Here is a 17,069-nt window from a genome sequence, read left to right as displayed (position 1 = left end):
TGCGCGGCGCTCAGCTCGTCGGCGCGTCCACGAGAACCGCAGGCGCCTGGGCGAAGAACGTCTCGATCGACTGTGGACGGCTGATCGCATAACCCTGCGCGTAATCCACGCCCATCATGCGCAGGCGATCCAGTTGCGCCTGCGTTTCCGCCTGCTCGGCGACGGTGCGCTTGTCGAGCACGTGGGCGATCTCGGTGATGGAGCGCACGACCGCGTCGGCCAGTTCGGACTTGCCGAGATCGCGCACGAAGCTGCCATCGATCTTCAGGTAATCCACGTCGAGGTGCTGCAGGTAACCGAAGGAGCAGAACCCCGTGCCGAAGTCGTCCAGCGCGAACCGGCACCCGAGGTCGCGCATGCGGGCGATGAAGCGCTGCGCCCGCGTGCGGTCGCGCACGACGCTGGTTTCGGTGATCTCCAGGCACAGGCGTTCGGCCGGCACGCTGCTGCGGCGCAGGCGCGCCGCGAAGTAATCGCTGAACTCCTCGTCCACCAGCGTGCCGCCGCCCAGGTTGATGCCGCAGTGGTGGATCTCCTGCAGGTGCTCCGGGTGCGCTTCGAACCACTGCAGCACGGCGTCGACCACGTAGCGGTCCAGCCGCGGCCCCAAGCGATAGCGTTCGGCGGCGGCGATCAGGTCCGCCGGCGCGCGTGGCGCACCGCTGGCGTCGGTCCAGCGCAACAGGACTTCGAAGTTGCGCTTCTGCGATTCGGCGCGATCCAGCGGCACGATCGGCTGGCAGAACAAGGTGAAGCGACGCTGGTCCAACGCCTCGCGCACCTGCAGCGCCGAGCGCATCGACGCCGTGCGCAACTTGAGCTCATCGCCCTCGCGCGAGGCCGCGATCAAACGATTGCCGCCGTATTCCTTCGCCGCGAAGCACGCCGCGTCCGCATTGGACAACAGGTGATCGAAATCGACGTGCGGCGTGCAGCTGTGCGCAATGCCGATGCTCGCCGCCGCCGTGAGCATCTGGTCCTGCCATTGCAGGCGCAGGCCGTCGATGGAGGCCAGCACGCGTCGCCCGAACGCGATCGCCATCGACTCGCTGACCGGCACGAGCACCGCGAATTCGTCGCCACCCGTGCGTGCCACCAGCGCGTCGTCGCCGAACTCCGCTGAAATCAGGTCGCCGACCGTGCGGATCATGTCGTCGCCGGCCACGTGGCTCGCCGAATCGTTCACCAGCTTGAAGTGGTCGAGGTCGATGTAGAGCAGGCTCAGGTCGGCTGCCGCGCCGCCCAAGCGCTCGCGTGCCTGCTCCTCGAACGTGCTGCGGTTGAGCAGCCCGGTGAGCGGGTCGCGCGTGGCGCGTTGGAACAAGGCCGCGGCCGTGTGGCGCTGCTCGTACGTGGCCACCGCGAGCATCACCGGGATCACCGAGATCAGGATCAGCAACAGCATCAGCACCGACGCATCGAGCAGCGTGAGCGGTCGCGTGAACCCGCCGAGCCCGAGTCCGGTGAGCAGGCTGAGGAAGGTGACCACCAGTATCGTGGCGACCATCGTTGTCAGGGGCGAGAAGCGCACCGCGGCCCACAGCAACAGCGCGAGCGGCAGGCTGACCAGGCCGAGGGCGTACAGGTTGCCGCTTTGCCCCGCGCTCACGATGCCGATGAAGGAGAGCAACAGCCCGATGGCCCACACCGTTTGTTCGCGGCGGTCGGCGGTCTCGCGCCACAGCGATTCGCGGCGCCCTGTCGGTGCGAACAGCAAGGTCAGCGCCGGGGCGAAGGTGGTGATGCCCAGCAGATCGCCGAGCGCCCACAACAGGTAGGCACGCGGCGCTTCGAACGGCTGCACCATCCCCGCGTGCACCAGGCCGAGCGTGCCCATCACCGCATCCGTCAGCGCCAGCAACACGCCGCCGCGCAGCAACATCAGGCCGTCGGCGGTGCGCAGGTGCATGCCGTCGGGTCGTCGCCCCCGATCGGCGTACCAGCCTGCCACGAGCGTGGCGAGGGTGTTGCTCAGGATGGAATAGGGGAGGAAGGCCGCGGAGACCGGCACCACCGTCAGGTGCAGCAGGATCATCGCGAAGGGCACGATCACGGCCCATCGCTTGCCCCAGGCCACGACCACCGCGTAGCCGATGCCGGCGCTCGGCCAGAACAGCGTGATGTCGTCGGGGGTGCGCAGGTAAAGGGACGCGAGGACCGCCCCGGCGTAGTACAGCCCGGTCAGCAGCAGGAAGCGGCGCAGCGTCCCCAAGGCGTCGGCCATGGGTCGAGTGTATGCCCAAAAAGCGCCGCAACAAGCGGCGCCCGGATCAGCACTCGATGACGTTGACCGCCAGGCCCCCGCGCGAGGTTTCCTTGTACTTGTCCTGCATGTCGCGGCCCGTGTCGCGCATGGTCTTGATGACCTTGTCCAGCGACACCTTGTGCTTGCCGTCGCCGCGCAGCGCCATGCGCGAGGCGTTGATCGCCTTCACCGCGCCCATCGCGTTGCGTTCGATGCAGGGAATCTGCACCAGGCCGCCGATCGGATCGCAGGTCAGGCCCAGGTTGTGCTCCATGCCGATCTCGGCCGCGTTCTCGATCTGGCCCGGCGTGCCGCCGAGTGCGGCGGTCAGGCCTGCCGCCGCCATCGAGCAGGCCACGCCCACCTCGCCCTGGCAGCCGACTTCCGCGCCGCTGATCGACGCGTTTTCCTTGTAGAGGATGCCGACCGCGGCCGCGGTGAGCAGGAAATCGAATACGCCCTTCTCGTTCGCGCCGGGGCAGAAGCGATCGTAGTAATGCAGCACCGACGGAATGATGCCGGCCGCGCCGTTGGTGGGCGCGGTGACGACGCGACCACCGGCCGCGTTCTCTTCGTTCACCGCGAGCGCGTAGAGGTTGACCCAATCGAGCACGGTGAGCGGATCGCGCATGGCGGCTTCGGGGCGCGAGGAGAGGTCGGCGTACAGCGAGGGCGCGCGGCGCGCGACATGCAGGCCGCCGGGCAGCGTGCCGCTCTCGCGGATGCCGCGCTGCATGCAGTTCTGCATCGCGAGCCAGATCTCGCGCAGGCCGTCGTGGATCTGCGCGTCGGTGCGCCAGGCGTGTTCGTTGTCGAACATCAGCTGCGCGATCGTCAGGCCGGTGGACTCGCACTGCGCGAGCAGTTCGGCGCCGCTGTGGAAGGGATGCGCGAGTTCGGTGGTGTCCGCGACGATGCGGTCTTCCGCCGCCTCGTCCTGGTTGACCACGAAGCCGCCGCCGACCGAGTAGTAGTCGCGCGTGGCGAGCACTTCGCCGTTCGCATCGAAGGCGGTGAAGCGCATGCCGTTGGTGTGGAACGGGAGCTTCTGGCGCTTGTTCATGATCAGATCCTGCTTCTCGTCGAAGGGGATCTGGTGCTTGCCGAGGACGTTGATCGACTTGGTGCTGCGGATGCGCTCGAGCGATGCGGGGATCACGTCGGGGTCGATCAGGTTCGGCATGTGGCCTTCCAGGCCCATCAGGACGGCCTTGTCGGTGCCGTGGCCGCGGCCGGTGAGGGCCAGGGAGCCGAACACTTCGGCGCGGACGCGGGCGACCTGGGTCAGGCGGTCGCCTTCGTCCAGCCACTTCTGGGCGAAGCGGCATGCGGCGCGCATCGGGCCCACGGTGTGGGAGGAGCTCGGGCCTACGCCGATCTTGAAGAGGTCGAAGGTGCTGACGGCCATGGGGGCTGCACGGGTACTGCGGGGAGGAGGCCTATTCTATGCCTCTTGCGACCGTTGCCCCTGAAGGCTCGACCATGCGCCTGCGTTTGTTCCAGCGTGACATCTGTCCTTTGTGTGATCAGGCGCTGGCGGTGTTGGCCGCGGCGCGGGTGCCGGACTTCGAGTCGGTGTGGATCGATGACGACTTTGCGCTGGAAGAGCGGTATGGGGCGCGGGTGCCGGTGCTGCGGGACGAGGCGCGGGACCTGGAGTTGGATTGGCCGTTCGATGCGGCTCGGGTGGTGGCGTTCCTCCAGTTGTGAGCGCGCGCCCCCCACGAGACGGGCGGTCCGTCACGAGCCGTCGTGTCCTTCATGGCCGCTCGATGACGCACTCCCGTCCATGAAGGACACGACGTCTCGCGCCGGCCCGCTTCGCGATTGGATGGCCTCGCGGAGCGTCTGGGGTCTGCGGGCCGTCGCCATCAGGAGGCTGCGCGCCTGCACCGTAGCTCCGGACGGACGGAACGCTGCCCACCTCGGCGCTGCGCCGTCGCGTGCGTCACCTTCGGCAGGCAGCGTTCCTAGACATGGGATTGGGGGACGCCCCTTCGGTGGGAAGGGCAGGGCGGGCTACTCGATGTGGCCGCGAAGTTCGGCGTTGCGTTCGCGCATTTCGGCGATGCGGCGGTGGGCTTCTTCGAGGTCTTCGGTGTGGTCTTCGGACCAGTAGGTGGTTTGTACGATCTTGCCGAGTTCGGTCCAGAGTTGGGTGATCAGCCAAGACAGCGCGTGCGGGCGGAGGATGAAGTCGTGCTCGCTGGCGGTGGTGCCGGGTTCGACAAGACGCGACATCACGCGCAGGAACTCGCGCAGTTTGATCAGCTCGATGTGGGCTTCTTCGGGGATGCAAAAGACGGTGGGGGCGCGTTGCATGTGAACCTCCGGTTGATCCTGGGCTGGGGCTTGCGGTGCAGGGCAGCGCAAGGTGTCGGGAGGCTGAAAACCGTCATGCGAACACGGCGCGACCTATTCCCTCGGAGAGGTGTTGTATTCGTCGCCCTCCCGACATGGGATCTGTCGGGCTTTCGTCGCATGGAGTTTTCAGGCTCCGTGGCCCATCGTGAATTGCACTTGCGTGCACGCCTATTGGACGGAAGCGCAACGTCAGCCGGATGCGTCCCTAAGCGAACTGGCAATGTCCGCAGCCCGGGCGAGGGCGCCAAAACGGGTCGCGAGTGCGTTCGAGTGCGTTCCGGACGCACTCGGAGACGTCGCCAACGCGTTCAATTGGGTTCCGGAAGCACTCGAGTGCGTCGGCAAAGCGTTCGATTGGGTTCCGGAAGCACTCGAGTGGGTTGGCGAAGCGTTCGATTGGGTTCCGGAAGCACTCGAGTGGGTTGGCGACGCGTTCGATTGGGTTCCGGAAGCACTCGAGTGGGTTGGCGACGCGTTCGATTGGGTTCCGGAAGCACTCGAGTGCGTTGGCGACGCGTTCGATTGGGTTCCGGAAGCACTCGAGCGCGTTGGAGAAGCGTTCGGTTGAATGCCGGAGGCACTCGGGCGCTGGAGTGAGGACCAGATGTGGGTGGCCGCTTTCGACCCGAAGCCGACATCCGGTCCGCCTGCTCGCGCCGAAGCACTTGGACTTGGTACCTTGCGCAGGTCCATCCTTTTTTTCAACGATTCAGCATGTCCTTTGCAAACGCGCTGCTCACCGCCGCCGGAGTCCTTGGGGTCACGTTCTTCTTCTGCTTTTTTAGGTTCATCACCAGGAGTCACGCTGATCAGCGACTGCTGCTGAAGAAATCCAAGCCCGGCAAGGTAGTTAACTTGCTGACTGCATTGCCCGCGATTGCGCTTGTGTTTGGCCCGCCTCAATACAGAATCTTTGCAGCAGTGGCGTTCTTGGCGTCTGGTCTCGTGCTGGGCTTCGTGCAACATCGCTGGCTACGCGCGAATGGTGCGCAGCCGCAGTTCGTGAACGGTCTGCGCTCCGTGTCTCTATTGAGCTTCCTTGCACTTGCCGCATTCTCAGCCGCAATGGTCTTAGGGGCATGAGTGCACTCATGTCGCGAGTTGTCCGCTCCTGGCCGAAAGCAGACGCTGTTTCTTTGATCTCTTTGGACGCAATTCACCATGCCACTCTTTCGATGCTTCATCCGCGGGGAGAACTTCCCTGGCGAGCTTGTTGGTGAGCGAAAGCCGATCGGCTTCTACACCACCCGTTTCGTTGATGCTCCAACCCCCGAGCAGGCAGGGATGCTTGCAGTTGACCTTCTGCGAAATGACGAGGGTCTTGAGGTTCCGCTCGAGCACCGCACTCACGACGCCAAGGTGTACTTCGAGAAGATCGAGGAGGTGTCAGCCGAGGCAGAGCGAAGGCCCAATAAGGGGTTTACCTTCTTCCCTATGGATGACTGAGGCCCGTATGTCCGCTTTTGGTCGAAAACGGACACTCCGCTCCCTTCGGCCGGTCCACGTCCGTGAGTGACCGCTTTCGACCCAAAGCGGACATTCCAGCCGCAACCGACTTGCCTTTGCGAAACCCGGCTTTCAAGCTCAGGGCGCGATATCCAGCCATCGGAAACATCAATGCGGAAACTCGGCTACGCGCTCTTGTTCGTCGGATTCGCTTGGATTTCCCTCCAGCAACTGGAGGGCATCCTGCGGGCGGGGATTCGACCGGTTGTGCTCGCGGAGTACGCGAAACTCTCGCCGGACCCCGCAAAAACCTACACCCGAGATGACGTACAGAAACACATCCTTGATGGCGTGCGAGCGACGTATGAAATCTATCCACCCGTCATCGCGCCTGGCGTACTCATGCTCATTGGCGGTTTGATCCTCGCGCGGTCTAACCGCGCTCGAATGGCGCGAGATAGCGATACAAACCACTCAAGCTGACCGGGTGAGTGTCCGCTTCTGGCCGAAAGCGGACACCACTCGCCGGCACTCGTTCGCGGCTCCGCATAACTCAGGCGTTAGGTGCAGATGATCTATTTCGTGTGCTCACGGCAAAGCTACGAGCAGCTCGCAGGGTCATCTGCGTGGCCTCCCTCAGCCTTGTGGGTTGCGCCTGGTGTGCTAGAGCCATCTAGCCTGGCGGAGTTGCGCGCAAGTGGAATAGTGGTCACTAACTTCACTACGTCCGTTAATCCAGGAGACTTGGTGGCACTTGCGGAGGCCGTCGACACAATTCGGCAGCATCATCCGGGTCAGGCCGTTTGGGTAGATGGCTCGGTCTGGCGCTAGGCTTATTTCGGGCGTCGCGAATGTCCGCTCCTGGCCGAAAGCGGACACTGGACCCCGTCGCGGGGTCCATGCCCTGAGTGACCGCTTCCGACCCAAAGCGGACATGATCTAAGCTGGCATTTGGATGCGCACCGAGGGCGGCATGAGTCAGCAGTTCTGGCGAGATCAATACGCTGCGGCGTTCATTGCTGTAGCCGCCGCACTCATCTTCTGGTGGGGCTACGGCTTCGTGAAGGGGATTCTTTTCGGCGTGGGAATCATGCTGTTGTCACAGCCGGGGATCTGGTGGCAGAACCGCAAACGCTAACTTGCGTCGAATAGGCTGGGTGTCCGCTTCTGGCCGATAGCGGACACTTGGCGCGAGCTGTCAGTTCGGCTTCCCTCAGGCGATTGGCAAAGTACGTCTGCGTTGGTTGAGTGGAAGGGGGGACGGCTACGAGTTGGTGCCAACGGCGGCGGATGGTGCGCGTACCCCGACACGATGGAAGAGACCGCCATGACCGATGCATCCCAAAGCTTCCTGCGCGAAGCGATCCGCCTCGCACGGGCCAACAGCATGCAAGGCGGGCGCCCGTTTGGCGCAGTGGTGGTGAAGGACGGCAGGATTGTCGCGACCGGCGTCAACGAGATATTGGCAACTGGCGACCCGACCGCGCATGCCGAATTGAACGCCCTGCGTGCCACGGCCCGCGCGCTCGGTTCACCGAATCTGCGCGGATGCGTCGTCTTTGCCAGCGGCCACCCGTGCCCGATGTGCCTGGCGGCCATGCGGCTGGCCGGCATCACGGAGGTCGCCTACGCCTACACCAACGAAGATGGCGCGCCTTATGGTTTGTCGACCGCGGCGCTCTATGCCGATCTTGCGAAGCCGTTCGCCGAGCAGGCGATGACGATCCGACATGACGCCGCCGCAGCCCAGGCCGATCCGGGTCTCTATGCTGACTGGCAGCGGGAGCAACGTATTGGTAAAGGCGCCTAGTGACCGCTTTCGATGGTTTAGCCTTGGCGGCGAGTTCTCGCCGCGGTGACGTTCTTAGGGGGCGTTCCAGGAATGGCAACAAACACGGAAAAACAGCGTGAGGTGATCACTCGATCTGCCAAGGGCTGGCTATGCGTGCATGCAGTGTTCTCTGTGTTCGGCCTTTCGGTGGTCCCGGGGTTCGGGGAATTTCTCCTCGCTGCCGTTGTTTTCGGAGCGATCGTTGTTGCCGTCTTGAAACGACCTTCCAGCAGGAAGGCGCTCACGATTTGCGTCATGTTCTCGCTCGCATGCGGCTTTGCGGCGAGGAAGATTTCATATGAGGATGCGGGGCTCACGAGCGGCTTGTTTCTGCTCACGCTGCTCATAGCCGCTGTCTCCGTCCTTCTCGCTTACTACGTCATGGACGAGGAAAAGCAGAGAGAGGCCGAAAGCGGATAACGGTCAGGGCGCAACTGCTGTGATTATCCAAACTGGTTATCAGGGGAATTTTGTGGAAAGAAACATCAAGGTTTATCGGGCTCATCGAGCACTTTCGTGGCTGTATCTGCTGTGCCTTTCGCTCTTCGCACTTATGGCAGCAATGAGTCCAAAGGTCTCTCTTGTCTCTCTTGCGTTCCCATTGATTCTGTTCTCGGTTGTGTTCTTGGCGCACCACCTCACCGCCAAGGGCGCTAAGCAATCCAAGCCCTGGGCCCGCACCAGCTCCATCGTCATTTCCGTGCTCTTGCTGTTCGGCTTCCCGGTTGGAACCCTGATCGGCATCTACTTGCTTTCCAATACGTGGAGTCCTTGGGATAACGCGTCTCCAGTTGGCGCCTGACAACGCATTCCAGCCGACCCCGTTTCGCGCGTCGGCTGCTGGTGCTCGCGAGTGTCCGCTTCTGGCCGAAAGCGGACACTCGATCCATCGGTGGCCTCCGCGACCCTGAGTGACCGCTTTCTACTCAAAGCAGTCATTCGCCCTAGCGTGCTCGCCTTGTGCGCGCCGCAGGGTGAGTCCGTGTCTGCTTGTTAGCCGGACCCGGCTTCCATAAGCTCATGGCGAGTCAGCGGGTTGCATCCCATTCGGGGCGTATCACCAGACCCGTGGGTCCGTGTTCCGACTCCTCGTCCACAACGCTTGAGAGGTGAAAATCGATGAGCTCACGTCGCGATCTCCGAGTCGCCTTCGTTCTCGCCACCTTTGGTCTCCTGAGCCTTTGCAGCATGCTCGGCCGCCCGAGCCTTGCCAACATTCGAGCGGTGGATTTCGTGCATCTCATCGGCACGGGCGTGTGTCTTGGCGCCGCCATCGTGGCATTCGTTTGGGCACGTTCGAAGTAATCAGGGCGCAGGTCACGCATCGCGAGATCTGATTGGAGGGGAGTGTCATGGAAGATGCCGCCAAGCGGGCAACCCGCAGGATCATCGAGTCCGCATTCGACGGCGTGCCCCGGGCGAGCACGTCACTTCGGCAGTTCCTGCTCACGGATGAAAAGGGAATGTCCGGCACCATCACGGACGAGGAATGGCGTATCGCCGGCATCACCCGGACGGATGCGAAATGGCAGGACCTCGCCGGGCTGGAGGTCGAGCACTTCGGGTGCCTGCTGGCGCACATGCAGGCCGAGGAGTACCGGTACTACCTCCCGGCCTACATGCTCTACGCGTTGGAGCACGCGCAAGCCTCGATCCTGGAAACGGCGGTTCCCGGTTGCGTGGTCTTTGCACTGAGGCCAAGCCGGGATTACCCGGCGTACTCGGCCAGCCAGTACAGCCTCCTCGATGCGCCCCAACGCGAGGCAGTTGCCGCATTTCTCAGGTATATGGCCATACACGCGGAAGAGTTCACAAGCGGGGATGCGGAGCGTGCGCTCGAATTCTGGGCACTTCCGCGAATCGGTACATGAAGGCGCTCACGTTGCTTTTGCTCGCTGGATTGCTGACCGGCTGCGCAGGCGGGCAGAAGCCGTTTCGCCAGGTGCAACTCTGCCTCGCGGATGCGGCGGACACGGCGCGCTTCATCGAAGTGATGCAATCGGTTTCCGAGTCCCATCACATGGAGTACCACGACGTAAGCACCACTTCGCAGAAGCAACTGGTGACGCTGAAACAAGCCCCGGGCTATCCGGTGCTCAACATCAGCGCGCATGACGAAGCAGGCGTAGGTTGGGGCGCCGGCAACCTCAGGCTGTCCGCATACGACATGACCGTCGGCTTCTCCGAAGGAACGAACCCCGTCGCCGCACATGCCTTCGCCGAAGACGTGATCCGGCGTTTGAGTGCCAAGTGGACGGTTTACGAAGTGCCTTCGACTCGAGGCGCCCTTCCGAGGTGCGGAAAGTAGGGGCGAGTGTCGCTTCGGGCCGAGCGCGCCCGCATGGAGAACGGAAATGCACGACGGGGTTCCCCTTAGACCAGCAGCGAGCGGCGTCGTGCTGTCGATTGCTGACGTGATCCGAAGCCTCGACGAGTATCTGGACGGCAACGTGTCGGCCGCGGAGGTGCACGAGTGGGCGGAAGGCTACGACGTCAACGAAGACATTGAGTTCGAGGTGGAGGCGCTCACGGGCGTTGTGTTCGACCTGACGTCACCGGAGATCAACGGGGCGCTGACCGTGGCTCGCGCAACCCGAATCAAGGAAGATCTGCTTCGGCTGTAGCGAATGTCCGCTCCTGGCCGAAAGCGGACACTGGGTCCCTTCGGCGGATTGCACGCCCTTGAGCGACCGCTTCCGACCCTTTGCGGACTGTCGTCTAATGGGTCCTAGCCATCAAACGGAACCCCGCGGTGACCAGATACCTGCTCGCGTGCGCCTTGGCGTTCGCAACCTGCGCGTCGGCTTCGGAGCGGTGGCCGCTCGAATACCAGGGCCAATCGACGAACGCCTTCATCTGGGACAAGCGGGCGGAAACTTTGATCAGGTCGACCGTGCCGCGGGCGAGAGCGGATGATCTGCTCGATGGCATGGGTGGCCCGCCGGATCCGGTGATGATCCGCGATGCCCGCTACTTCTCCGCCTCTGCCTGTGTGTTACACGCATGCCCGACAAAGTCGTTCTTCTGGTACGACACCAGGACCGGTGATGCGTTGGGTGCCATCCTCGAGGATTGGGGCGATGCCAAGTTGACGCTCATGTCGCGCGGTATCCAAAGGGAGCACATTCCGGCCCCTGCCATGTCCGCGCTGAAGGCGTGGATGGTGGAGAACGACTTCAGCCCGCGATCAGTGGTCTTCGTCGATGCGCGCGGAAGGTCGAACTCGCTTGACGTGTCGATGTTCCAAGACCCTACACGCTTCGAACCGTCCGCAAGCGGGCCGAGCTTCGATTGCACACTGGCAGGCACGAAGGTGGAAAAAAGCGATCTGTTCGAGCGCGGCGCTCTCCAGCCGGGACCTGGCGCTCTCCGAGCTCTACGTTGAGATTCGCCACGGACACGACACCGTCGGGGACAGGGTGCAGCTCCAAAAATTTCAGCAATCGTGGCTACGCGGGCGGAATGCATCCTGCGAGCGATCGACGACGATCGAGGCGTGCCTGGCGGAGGCGTACGAGCGCCAGCATGAGGCGTTGATGCACTGGAGACCCGAATGACCTTTGACACCATTACTCTTCGATTCCACGCCGACGTGACGGAACGGTAGACGTACTACCTCAGTAGTCCCAACGGGCTTTCCCGGCTGGGTGCAGGTTCGACCCCTGCCGTCGGCGCCACCGATGTCAGCTCTTGGCCATTGGCAGATACAGGACACCTTCGTAATGCTCAAACGGATTGCTTTCGCCGCTGCCGCATACGTCGCCTGCTGGATCGCGGCGCATTGCGCGGTGATGTTGTTGCGCGGCGACGGTCTGTCGCTTGAATACCTGGTGAGCTACTTCCGACTTGCGTGGAGCTTTTCGGGGGGCGAACTGCCCAGTTTCATTTGGGTGGTCAGCTTTGTTTTTTATGCCGCGAGCTTGACCATTTGGTTTTGGGCTTCACGACGACGCGTTGCCAAGGCCAGTTGAGTCAGTGTCCGCTTTTGGCCGAAAGCGGACACTCATGCGGCGTGCTGGGTTGATGGCCGTCCGGATATAGTCGGGTGAGTTCCTCTACACCGGATCGCAGCATGACGACTACATTGCGAGCATCGTTCGGCATTCTCGTTGCAGCAACGATCTGCTCCGTCTGGCTCTTGGTTGACGCGGTACCGCACTGGCAAGTTCCTGCCGTTCTGGTCGCAATCACTGGAGTCTCCACAGCGCTCGTAATTGCCGGGAAACCTATCGGTTTTTCGTTCGCGCAGATCGGCTTGTTCCTGCTGCTCCTCATAGGTGTGGTCCACGTCATCGGAGACCCGGAGGGGCTGGATGGACCGAATCCTTGGCCCGCGTACACCACGATCTCTCCGTACACCGCGCTGATTGCGCTCTGCCTGATCTTCCTGGCATGCGTCGTTGTGCTGCGGATGGCAAAAGCGGAGATGCAAAGTTCGTCCGCCTGATCGGTCGTCTTATGAGCGTCGGCTACGGCTTTCGGGGTCTGACCGAGAAGTCCTGATCTCGACGAGATTGGCCGCACAAAGCCACGCGTGTCGCGTGATGTCCGAAAGGCGTCGTGCGGTTTCGACCCGCGCCGCCGCCTCGTCTGCACCCACCGCGCCACGCGCGACCGAAGCGAGGATGGCCCCGCGGTGGGCCTGCTGATGGTCGCGTAGCAACGTGGCGCAACGCTCGAGATCGGCGAGCGCGGACTCCGTCGCGCCGCGATGGCCCGCACCTGGAAGCGCGACCACGTCATCGGCAATCAGGACCGCGTTTCGCATCGCCTCCGCGCACAACTCCGCCGCGCGCACGTCGTCGGGTTCACTGGACGCCGCCCGGAATTCGCCTTGCTCGCCCGCGACCTCGACCAGACGCGTCGCCTCATCCAACGCATGCAGCGTACGCGTGAGTTGCGCCTGCTCCGCTTCGGACTCCGGCGGGCCGCTGGCTTCCGACATGAACCGCCACGCCTGGCGCAACGCGTCGCCCGCCTGCGCCGCCAGCACAGCATCCTTGCCGAGCGATCCGCAGATGGCTGCGAGCGCGCGTGCCACCGTGCGCCGAACCGCTTCTTCGGCCGCGAACGAGGTCGTCAGCGCGGCGGGGTCGAGGCAGCGCGTCAGCGGCGACCGACGTTCCGGCAGGAGGCGTTCGACGAATCGCGTGAACCTGTCGATCAGCGGCAGCAGGACCGCAACGCCGACGACGTTGTAAGCGGTGTGATACGCCGCGAGCAGGGTGACGCCGTCGATTGATCCGGAGGCGCGGACGAGCAGGGGCGTGGTCACGGGAAAGAGCGCCAGCGCGATTGCGGCGGCCACAAGCTTGAACAGCACGTAGGCCAAGGCCAATCGCTTCGCCGTGGCGCTGGCGCCGATCGCCGCCAACGCGGAACTCGTCGCGGTGCCGATGTTCTGCCCGATGATGAGCGCGCACGCCTGGTCCAATCCGACGGCGCCCGCGAAGTGCGCAGACAAGGTGACGGCAATGGCGGCGGTGGACGATTGCATCACCGCCGTCATCGCCAAGCCGAGCCCGACCAGGGCGAGCACGCCCCACAAGCCCGACCACGCGCCGACGCCGGACACCGCGGGGAGGTCGGCCGGATGCAGTTGCTCGGCGAGTCCGCCCATGCCCTGCTGCAGCGTCGTCAGCCCGAACAGCACGAGCGCAAACCCGGCTAGCGCCGCGCCCGCGGCGGACAGTCGACCTCGGCCCAACAACTTGAGCAATGCGCCGACGAAGATCAGGGGCAGCGCGGCACTCGTGAGCGAAACGCGCACACCGATGAGTGCGATGAGCCAACCTGTCCCGGTCGTGCCGACGTTCGCACCGAACACCAGTCCGAGACCCTGGGCGAAGGTGAGCAACCCCGCGCTCACCAGTCCGATGGTCGTCATCGTCGTGGCACTCGACGACTGCACGATCAGCGTGACGAATGCGCCCCAGAAGGCGCCCGACAACGGCGTCGCCGCCATCTTCTGCAATGTTTCGCGCAGCTTCGACCCGGCCAGGGACTTGAGCCCGCCGGTCATGACGCTCATGCCCAGCAGGAACAGGCCGACGCCACCGAGCACCGAGATCGTCGTGGACATGCAGCGCTACCCTGAGGCCCATTCTCGGTGCGATGCAAGCTCAGCCGGTTGCCGGCTCTTGATCAGGGGGCGTTGATCGCCAACTGCGCAGCGAACGCACGCTGGTACGCAGGCCGCGCCTCACCACGCGCGACGTACGCGGCCAGGTTTGGAAACTCGTCCAGGATCCCGGACGGCCGCAGCCTGAGCAGCACCGACACCATCATCAGGTCGCCCGCGCTGAACGCCCCGTCGAGCCACTCGGCATCGCCCAGGCGGTTGGACAGCGGGACCATGCGATCGCGAATGCGCTCTTGCACCAGGGGCATGCGTTCCTTGGCCCACGGCTTGTCGCCTTCCTGGAACTTCGCGATGGAGAGGTCGAGGATCGGCGGCTCCACGGTGTTGAGCGCGGCGAACATCCACGTGATCGCACGCGCCCGCGCGTTGGCGTCGTCCGGCAACAGGCCGGCGTGGCGTTGGGCGAGGTGGAAGACGATCGCGCCCGATTCGAACAGGACGAGATCGCCTTCCTCGTAGGTGGGAATCTTGCCGAAAGGATGCAGGCGCAGGTGCGCGGGTGCCTTCATCGCAGCGAACGACACGAGTCGGACCTCGTAGGGTTGCCCGACTTCCTCCAGCGCCCAGCGAACGCGCGTATCGCGCGCAAGCCCCTTGCCACCATCGGGGGAACGTTCAAAGGCGGTGATGGTGATGGTCATCGTGCTGCGCTCCTGATGGATGTTGCGGTTGCCCTTTTCACCATGACGACGAACGACGGGGCCCGAAATCGACATGGGGTTGGAGTACGAAGTGGCTCGAGAAGCTGCGCGCTACCCCACTGAGCGGATCGACGAACGAAAGCCGTTTGGCCAGCAGTTGCAGCGGCGCCGAGTAATCGCCTTTCTCGCGATGGCGCACCGACGGATAGACCCCGTCGTTGGCAATCGGCGCGCCCAGCGCGGCCATGTGCACACGCAGCTGGTGCTTGCGCCCTGTGACCGGCGTCAGCGCATATCGCCAAAACGCATCGCCACGCGCGATCACCTCGATCCGGGTTTCGCTGTTCGCCGGCCCTTCGATCTCCTGCATGCGAAAGAACGGCTCGCCGGAAACGATCCGACTGGTGCGAGTGCAGGGAAACTCGACGCGCGGCAATGCTGGCGCAATCGCTTCGTAGTGCTTTTCGATCCGTCGCTCGCGAAACAGCGCCTGGTAACGCGCGCGGCTTTCCGGATTGGTCGAGAACAACACCAAGCCTGCGGTCTCGCGATCGATTCGGTGCAGCGGCGCCAACGCTGCGTTGCCAGTTCGGCGGATCAGACGCCCCAGCAGGGTTTCATGCACATGTCCGCCGCTGGGCGTGACCGGCAGGAAATGCGGCTTGTCGGCGACCAGCAAGTCGGCGTCGGCATGCAGCACTACTTCCTCGAACGGGATCGGCGCCTCGTCCACAACTTCGCGGTAGTAATGCACTTCGAGCCCGACGCGATACGGCGTTGCCGGCGTCACCGAACACCCGGCGCCATCCACGACCCGCCCGCGCGCCATGCGCTCCAACCACGTCGCGCGCGTCACCGAAGGGAACCGCTCACACAAGCAATCCAGCACCGTCGACCACGCGCCCGGTGGCAACTGCAGCGTGCTCGGAGCGAGTCCATCGATGCTGGGAGGGCGCCTGCGCATGCCGCAGTGTGTCACCGACCGCCCGAAGCGGTGTCAATCAATCTCATGACGAGGACCGGCATGCGAGGGCTTATGTCCTCGGAGCAAGGCCATGGATGGCCTTGCGCACGGTGCTCTGTCCGCAGGGATGCAGCTACAGCGCACCGGCCGAGGACATAAGCCCTCGCAGGACGGGCCGCCCATCCGAAGCCGATGATCTACTTCGCCTTCGCAGCAGGCTTAGCCGCAGGAGCAGCCGCCGCAGCCGCCACCTTCGGCGCAAACACCACCTTCGTCGTCACCACCACATCGTTCGCGATCAACGACGTGTCGTTCCACTCGCCGCCGCCGATCCCGAAGTCCAAACGCTTCACCGTCGCCTTGCCATCGAGCACCGGCTTCGCCCCCGGCGTCCACGTGAACGTGAGCGTGACCGGCTTGCTCACCCCGTGCAGGCTCAGCGTGCCATCCGCCGCAAAGCGATTGCCCCCGAGCGCGCGGAACGTCGTCGCCGTGTAACGCGCCTGCGGGAACTTCTTCGAATCGAAGAACGCGTTGCCGCGCATCTCATCGTCGTAATCCTGGTTGTCCGTCGTCGCGCTCGCGATCGGAATCGTGACGTCCAGCCGCGAGCCCGCCAGTTGCGCCGGATCGAAACGCAGCGACGTGGAGAAGCCCGGGAACCGACCCGTGAACGCCTCTTCCTGGTAGCTGCCGGAGAATTTCAGGCTCGAACCCGGCGCCTGCGCGTAGTCCGCGGCGAACGCGGGCGAAGCGAACATCGCCGCGACCATGGCGACCAGCGCCGCATTGCTCCGGGGAAGGTCAGACATTGCGGGACTCCTGCGGTGGGGTGGGCGCGCGCAGCCAACCCTTGGGCAGCATGCGCGCGAGCGTCGCGTCGTGTTGGAACAGATGGTGGTAGATCGCGGCAAAGGCATGCCCGCTCGCAACGACGACCAGGCACCAGAACAACACCTCGTGCACGGTTTCGTAGATCTCGTGCATGTCGCGGTCGCGCGCGGTCAGCGCGGGCACATGGAACAGCCCGAACCAGCGCAGCGGGAAGCCGGCGTAGGAATTCATGATCCAACCGGTGATCGGGATCGCGAACAGCAATACGTAGATGCCGATGTGCGTGAGGTCGGCGATGCGCCGCTGCCAATGCGGGATCGTCGGGATGGGCTTCGGGGCGCCGGCCCACGCGCGCCACAGCACGCGCAGCACCACGATCGCCAGGATCGTCAGGCCGATCGACTTGTGCAGGTTGTACATGCGGATCTTCGGCGGCCCGTTCGGCAGGTCCACCATCGTCAGGCCCACGTAGGCCATCACGACGATGAGGATGACGACGGTCCAGTGCAGCAGTTGGCTGACGGCACCCCAGCGGTCGATGTTGCGGAACGGGCGGGAAATCGCGGCGGGCATCGGTTCGATCATGGAAGGTGGGTGGAAGT

The 17,069-nt window shown here is 64.0% G+C and carries 22 protein-coding genes and 1 tRNA gene; 14 read left to right on the top strand and 9 right to left on the bottom strand.

The window, feature by feature from the left end; all coding sequences use genetic code 11:
- Window positions 1–10 precede the first annotated feature (10 nt).
- Window positions 11–2,224, bottom strand: coding sequence for an EAL domain-containing protein (locus LVB87_RS00790; RefSeq protein WP_232899024.1), 2,214 nt, complete (start codon window positions 2,222–2,224; stop codon window positions 11–13).
- Window positions 2,225–2,270: 46 nt separating this feature from the next.
- The gene (locus LVB87_RS00785; RefSeq protein WP_232899023.1) at window positions 2,271–3,653 is read right to left on the bottom strand and encodes an L-serine ammonia-lyase; all 1,383 of its coding nucleotides are present in this window, start codon (window positions 3,651–3,653) and stop codon (window positions 2,271–2,273) included.
- 74 nt (window positions 3,654–3,727) lie between these two features.
- Here LVB87_RS00785 and LVB87_RS00780 point away from each other — a divergent pair, with 74 nt between their 5' ends.
- Window positions 3,728–3,955 (top strand): glutaredoxin family protein, encoded by a 228-nt coding sequence (locus LVB87_RS00780; RefSeq protein ID WP_232899022.1) that lies wholly within the window; start codon window positions 3,728–3,730, stop codon window positions 3,953–3,955.
- 309 nt (window positions 3,956–4,264) lie between these two features.
- On the opposite strand, the gene LVB87_RS00775 is transcribed toward LVB87_RS00780, so the two are convergent.
- Window positions 4,265–4,567 carry a hypothetical protein gene (locus LVB87_RS00775; protein WP_232899021.1) on the bottom strand — a complete coding sequence of 101 codons (303 nt, stop codon included), beginning with the start codon at window positions 4,565–4,567 and terminating at the stop codon, window positions 4,265–4,267.
- A gap of 202 nt (window positions 4,568–4,769) precedes the next feature.
- On the opposite strand from LVB87_RS00775, the gene LVB87_RS00770 reads away from it, so the two are divergent.
- Window positions 4,770–5,177: a hypothetical protein gene (locus tag LVB87_RS00770; RefSeq protein WP_232899020.1), complete on the top strand. Its 408-nt coding sequence runs from the start codon at window positions 4,770–4,772 to the stop codon at window positions 5,175–5,177.
- A 146-nt stretch (window positions 5,178–5,323) separates the two neighbouring features.
- Window positions 5,324–5,692 (top strand): hypothetical protein, encoded by a 369-nt coding sequence (locus LVB87_RS00765; protein ID WP_232899019.1) that lies wholly within the window; start codon window positions 5,324–5,326, stop codon window positions 5,690–5,692.
- A gap of 6 nt (window positions 5,693–5,698) precedes the next feature.
- On the opposite strand, the gene LVB87_RS00760 is transcribed toward LVB87_RS00765, so the two are convergent.
- The gene (locus LVB87_RS00760) at window positions 5,699–5,959 is read right to left on the bottom strand and encodes a hypothetical protein (protein ID WP_232899018.1); all 261 of its coding nucleotides are present in this window, start codon (window positions 5,957–5,959) and stop codon (window positions 5,699–5,701) included.
- 1,069 nt (window positions 5,960–7,028) lie between these two features.
- On the opposite strand from LVB87_RS00760, the gene LVB87_RS00755 reads away from it, so the two are divergent.
- From LVB87_RS00755 to LVB87_RS00705, 11 genes are all read left to right on the top strand, one after another.
- Entirely contained in the window at window positions 7,029–7,193 is a 165-nt protein-coding gene (locus LVB87_RS00755) for a hypothetical protein (protein WP_232899017.1), read from the top strand.
- 174 nt (window positions 7,194–7,367) lie between these two features.
- The gene (locus LVB87_RS00750) at window positions 7,368–7,865 is read left to right on the top strand and encodes a nucleoside deaminase (protein WP_232899016.1); all 498 of its coding nucleotides are present in this window, start codon (window positions 7,368–7,370) and stop codon (window positions 7,863–7,865) included.
- Window positions 7,866–7,937: 72 nt separating this feature from the next.
- Window positions 7,938–8,306 (top strand): hypothetical protein, encoded by a 369-nt coding sequence (locus tag LVB87_RS00745; RefSeq protein WP_232899015.1) that lies wholly within the window; start codon window positions 7,938–7,940, stop codon window positions 8,304–8,306.
- A 19-nt stretch (window positions 8,307–8,325) separates the two neighbouring features.
- A complete protein-coding gene (locus LVB87_RS00740) occupies window positions 8,326–8,688 on the top strand; it encodes a hypothetical protein (protein ID WP_232899014.1) in 363 nt (120 codons plus the stop codon).
- A 550-nt stretch (window positions 8,689–9,238) separates the two neighbouring features.
- Window positions 9,239–9,757, top strand: a complete 519-nt coding sequence (locus LVB87_RS00735; RefSeq protein ID WP_232899013.1) for a DUF6714 family protein — start codon at window positions 9,239–9,241, stop codon at window positions 9,755–9,757.
- The gene (locus LVB87_RS00730) at window positions 9,754–10,194 is read left to right on the top strand and encodes a hypothetical protein (protein WP_232899012.1); all 441 of its coding nucleotides are present in this window, start codon (window positions 9,754–9,756) and stop codon (window positions 10,192–10,194) included. The genes LVB87_RS00735 and LVB87_RS00730 overlap by 4 nt, the downstream gene beginning before the upstream one ends.
- Before the next feature lie 46 nt (window positions 10,195–10,240).
- Entirely contained in the window at window positions 10,241–10,510 is a 270-nt protein-coding gene (locus LVB87_RS00725; protein ID WP_232899011.1) for a hypothetical protein, read from the top strand.
- Window positions 10,511–10,638: 128 nt separating this feature from the next.
- Window positions 10,639–11,271 carry a hypothetical protein gene (locus LVB87_RS00720; protein WP_232899010.1) on the top strand — a complete coding sequence of 211 codons (633 nt, stop codon included), beginning with the start codon at window positions 10,639–10,641 and terminating at the stop codon, window positions 11,269–11,271.
- A 201-nt stretch (window positions 11,272–11,472) separates the two neighbouring features.
- Window positions 11,473–11,563: transfer RNA gene (locus LVB87_RS00715), tRNA-OTHER, on the top strand.
- Between the two features lie 45 nt (window positions 11,564–11,608).
- Window positions 11,609–11,857: a hypothetical protein gene (locus tag LVB87_RS00710; RefSeq protein WP_232899009.1), complete on the top strand. Its 249-nt coding sequence runs from the start codon at window positions 11,609–11,611 to the stop codon at window positions 11,855–11,857.
- 101 nt (window positions 11,858–11,958) lie between these two features.
- Window positions 11,959–12,333 (top strand): hypothetical protein, encoded by a 375-nt coding sequence (locus LVB87_RS00705; protein WP_232899008.1) that lies wholly within the window; start codon window positions 11,959–11,961, stop codon window positions 12,331–12,333.
- Window positions 12,334–12,342: 9 nt separating this feature from the next.
- Here LVB87_RS00705 and LVB87_RS00700 read toward each other — a convergent pair whose 3' ends face one another.
- The 5 genes from LVB87_RS00700 to LVB87_RS00680 form a co-directional block, all read right to left on the bottom strand.
- Window positions 12,343–13,950 (bottom strand): Na/Pi symporter, encoded by a 1,608-nt coding sequence (locus LVB87_RS00700; protein ID WP_232899007.1) that lies wholly within the window; start codon window positions 13,948–13,950, stop codon window positions 12,343–12,345.
- A gap of 80 nt (window positions 13,951–14,030) precedes the next feature.
- Window positions 14,031–14,669 (bottom strand): glutathione S-transferase family protein, encoded by a 639-nt coding sequence (locus LVB87_RS00695; protein ID WP_232899006.1) that lies wholly within the window; start codon window positions 14,667–14,669, stop codon window positions 14,031–14,033.
- Between the two features lie 37 nt (window positions 14,670–14,706).
- Window positions 14,707–15,633, bottom strand: a complete 927-nt coding sequence (locus tag LVB87_RS00690) for a pseudouridine synthase (RefSeq protein ID WP_232900583.1) — start codon at window positions 15,631–15,633, stop codon at window positions 14,707–14,709.
- Window positions 15,634–15,830: 197 nt separating this feature from the next.
- Entirely contained in the window at window positions 15,831–16,445 is a 615-nt protein-coding gene (locus LVB87_RS00685) for a YceI family protein (RefSeq protein ID WP_232899005.1), read from the bottom strand.
- Window positions 16,438–17,052 (bottom strand): cytochrome b, encoded by a 615-nt coding sequence (locus LVB87_RS00680; RefSeq protein WP_232899004.1) that lies wholly within the window; start codon window positions 17,050–17,052, stop codon window positions 16,438–16,440. Before LVB87_RS00680 ends, LVB87_RS00685 begins: the two co-directional genes overlap by 8 nt.
- Window positions 17,053–17,069: the final 17 nt, after the last annotated feature.

The organism is Lysobacter sp. KIS68-7, assembly GCF_021284745.1.
Lineage (GTDB): Bacteria > Pseudomonadota > Gammaproteobacteria > Xanthomonadales > Xanthomonadaceae > Noviluteimonas.
The sequence above is the reverse complement of the archived record's forward strand: the minus strand, read 5'-3'. Positions and strand labels throughout refer to the sequence as shown.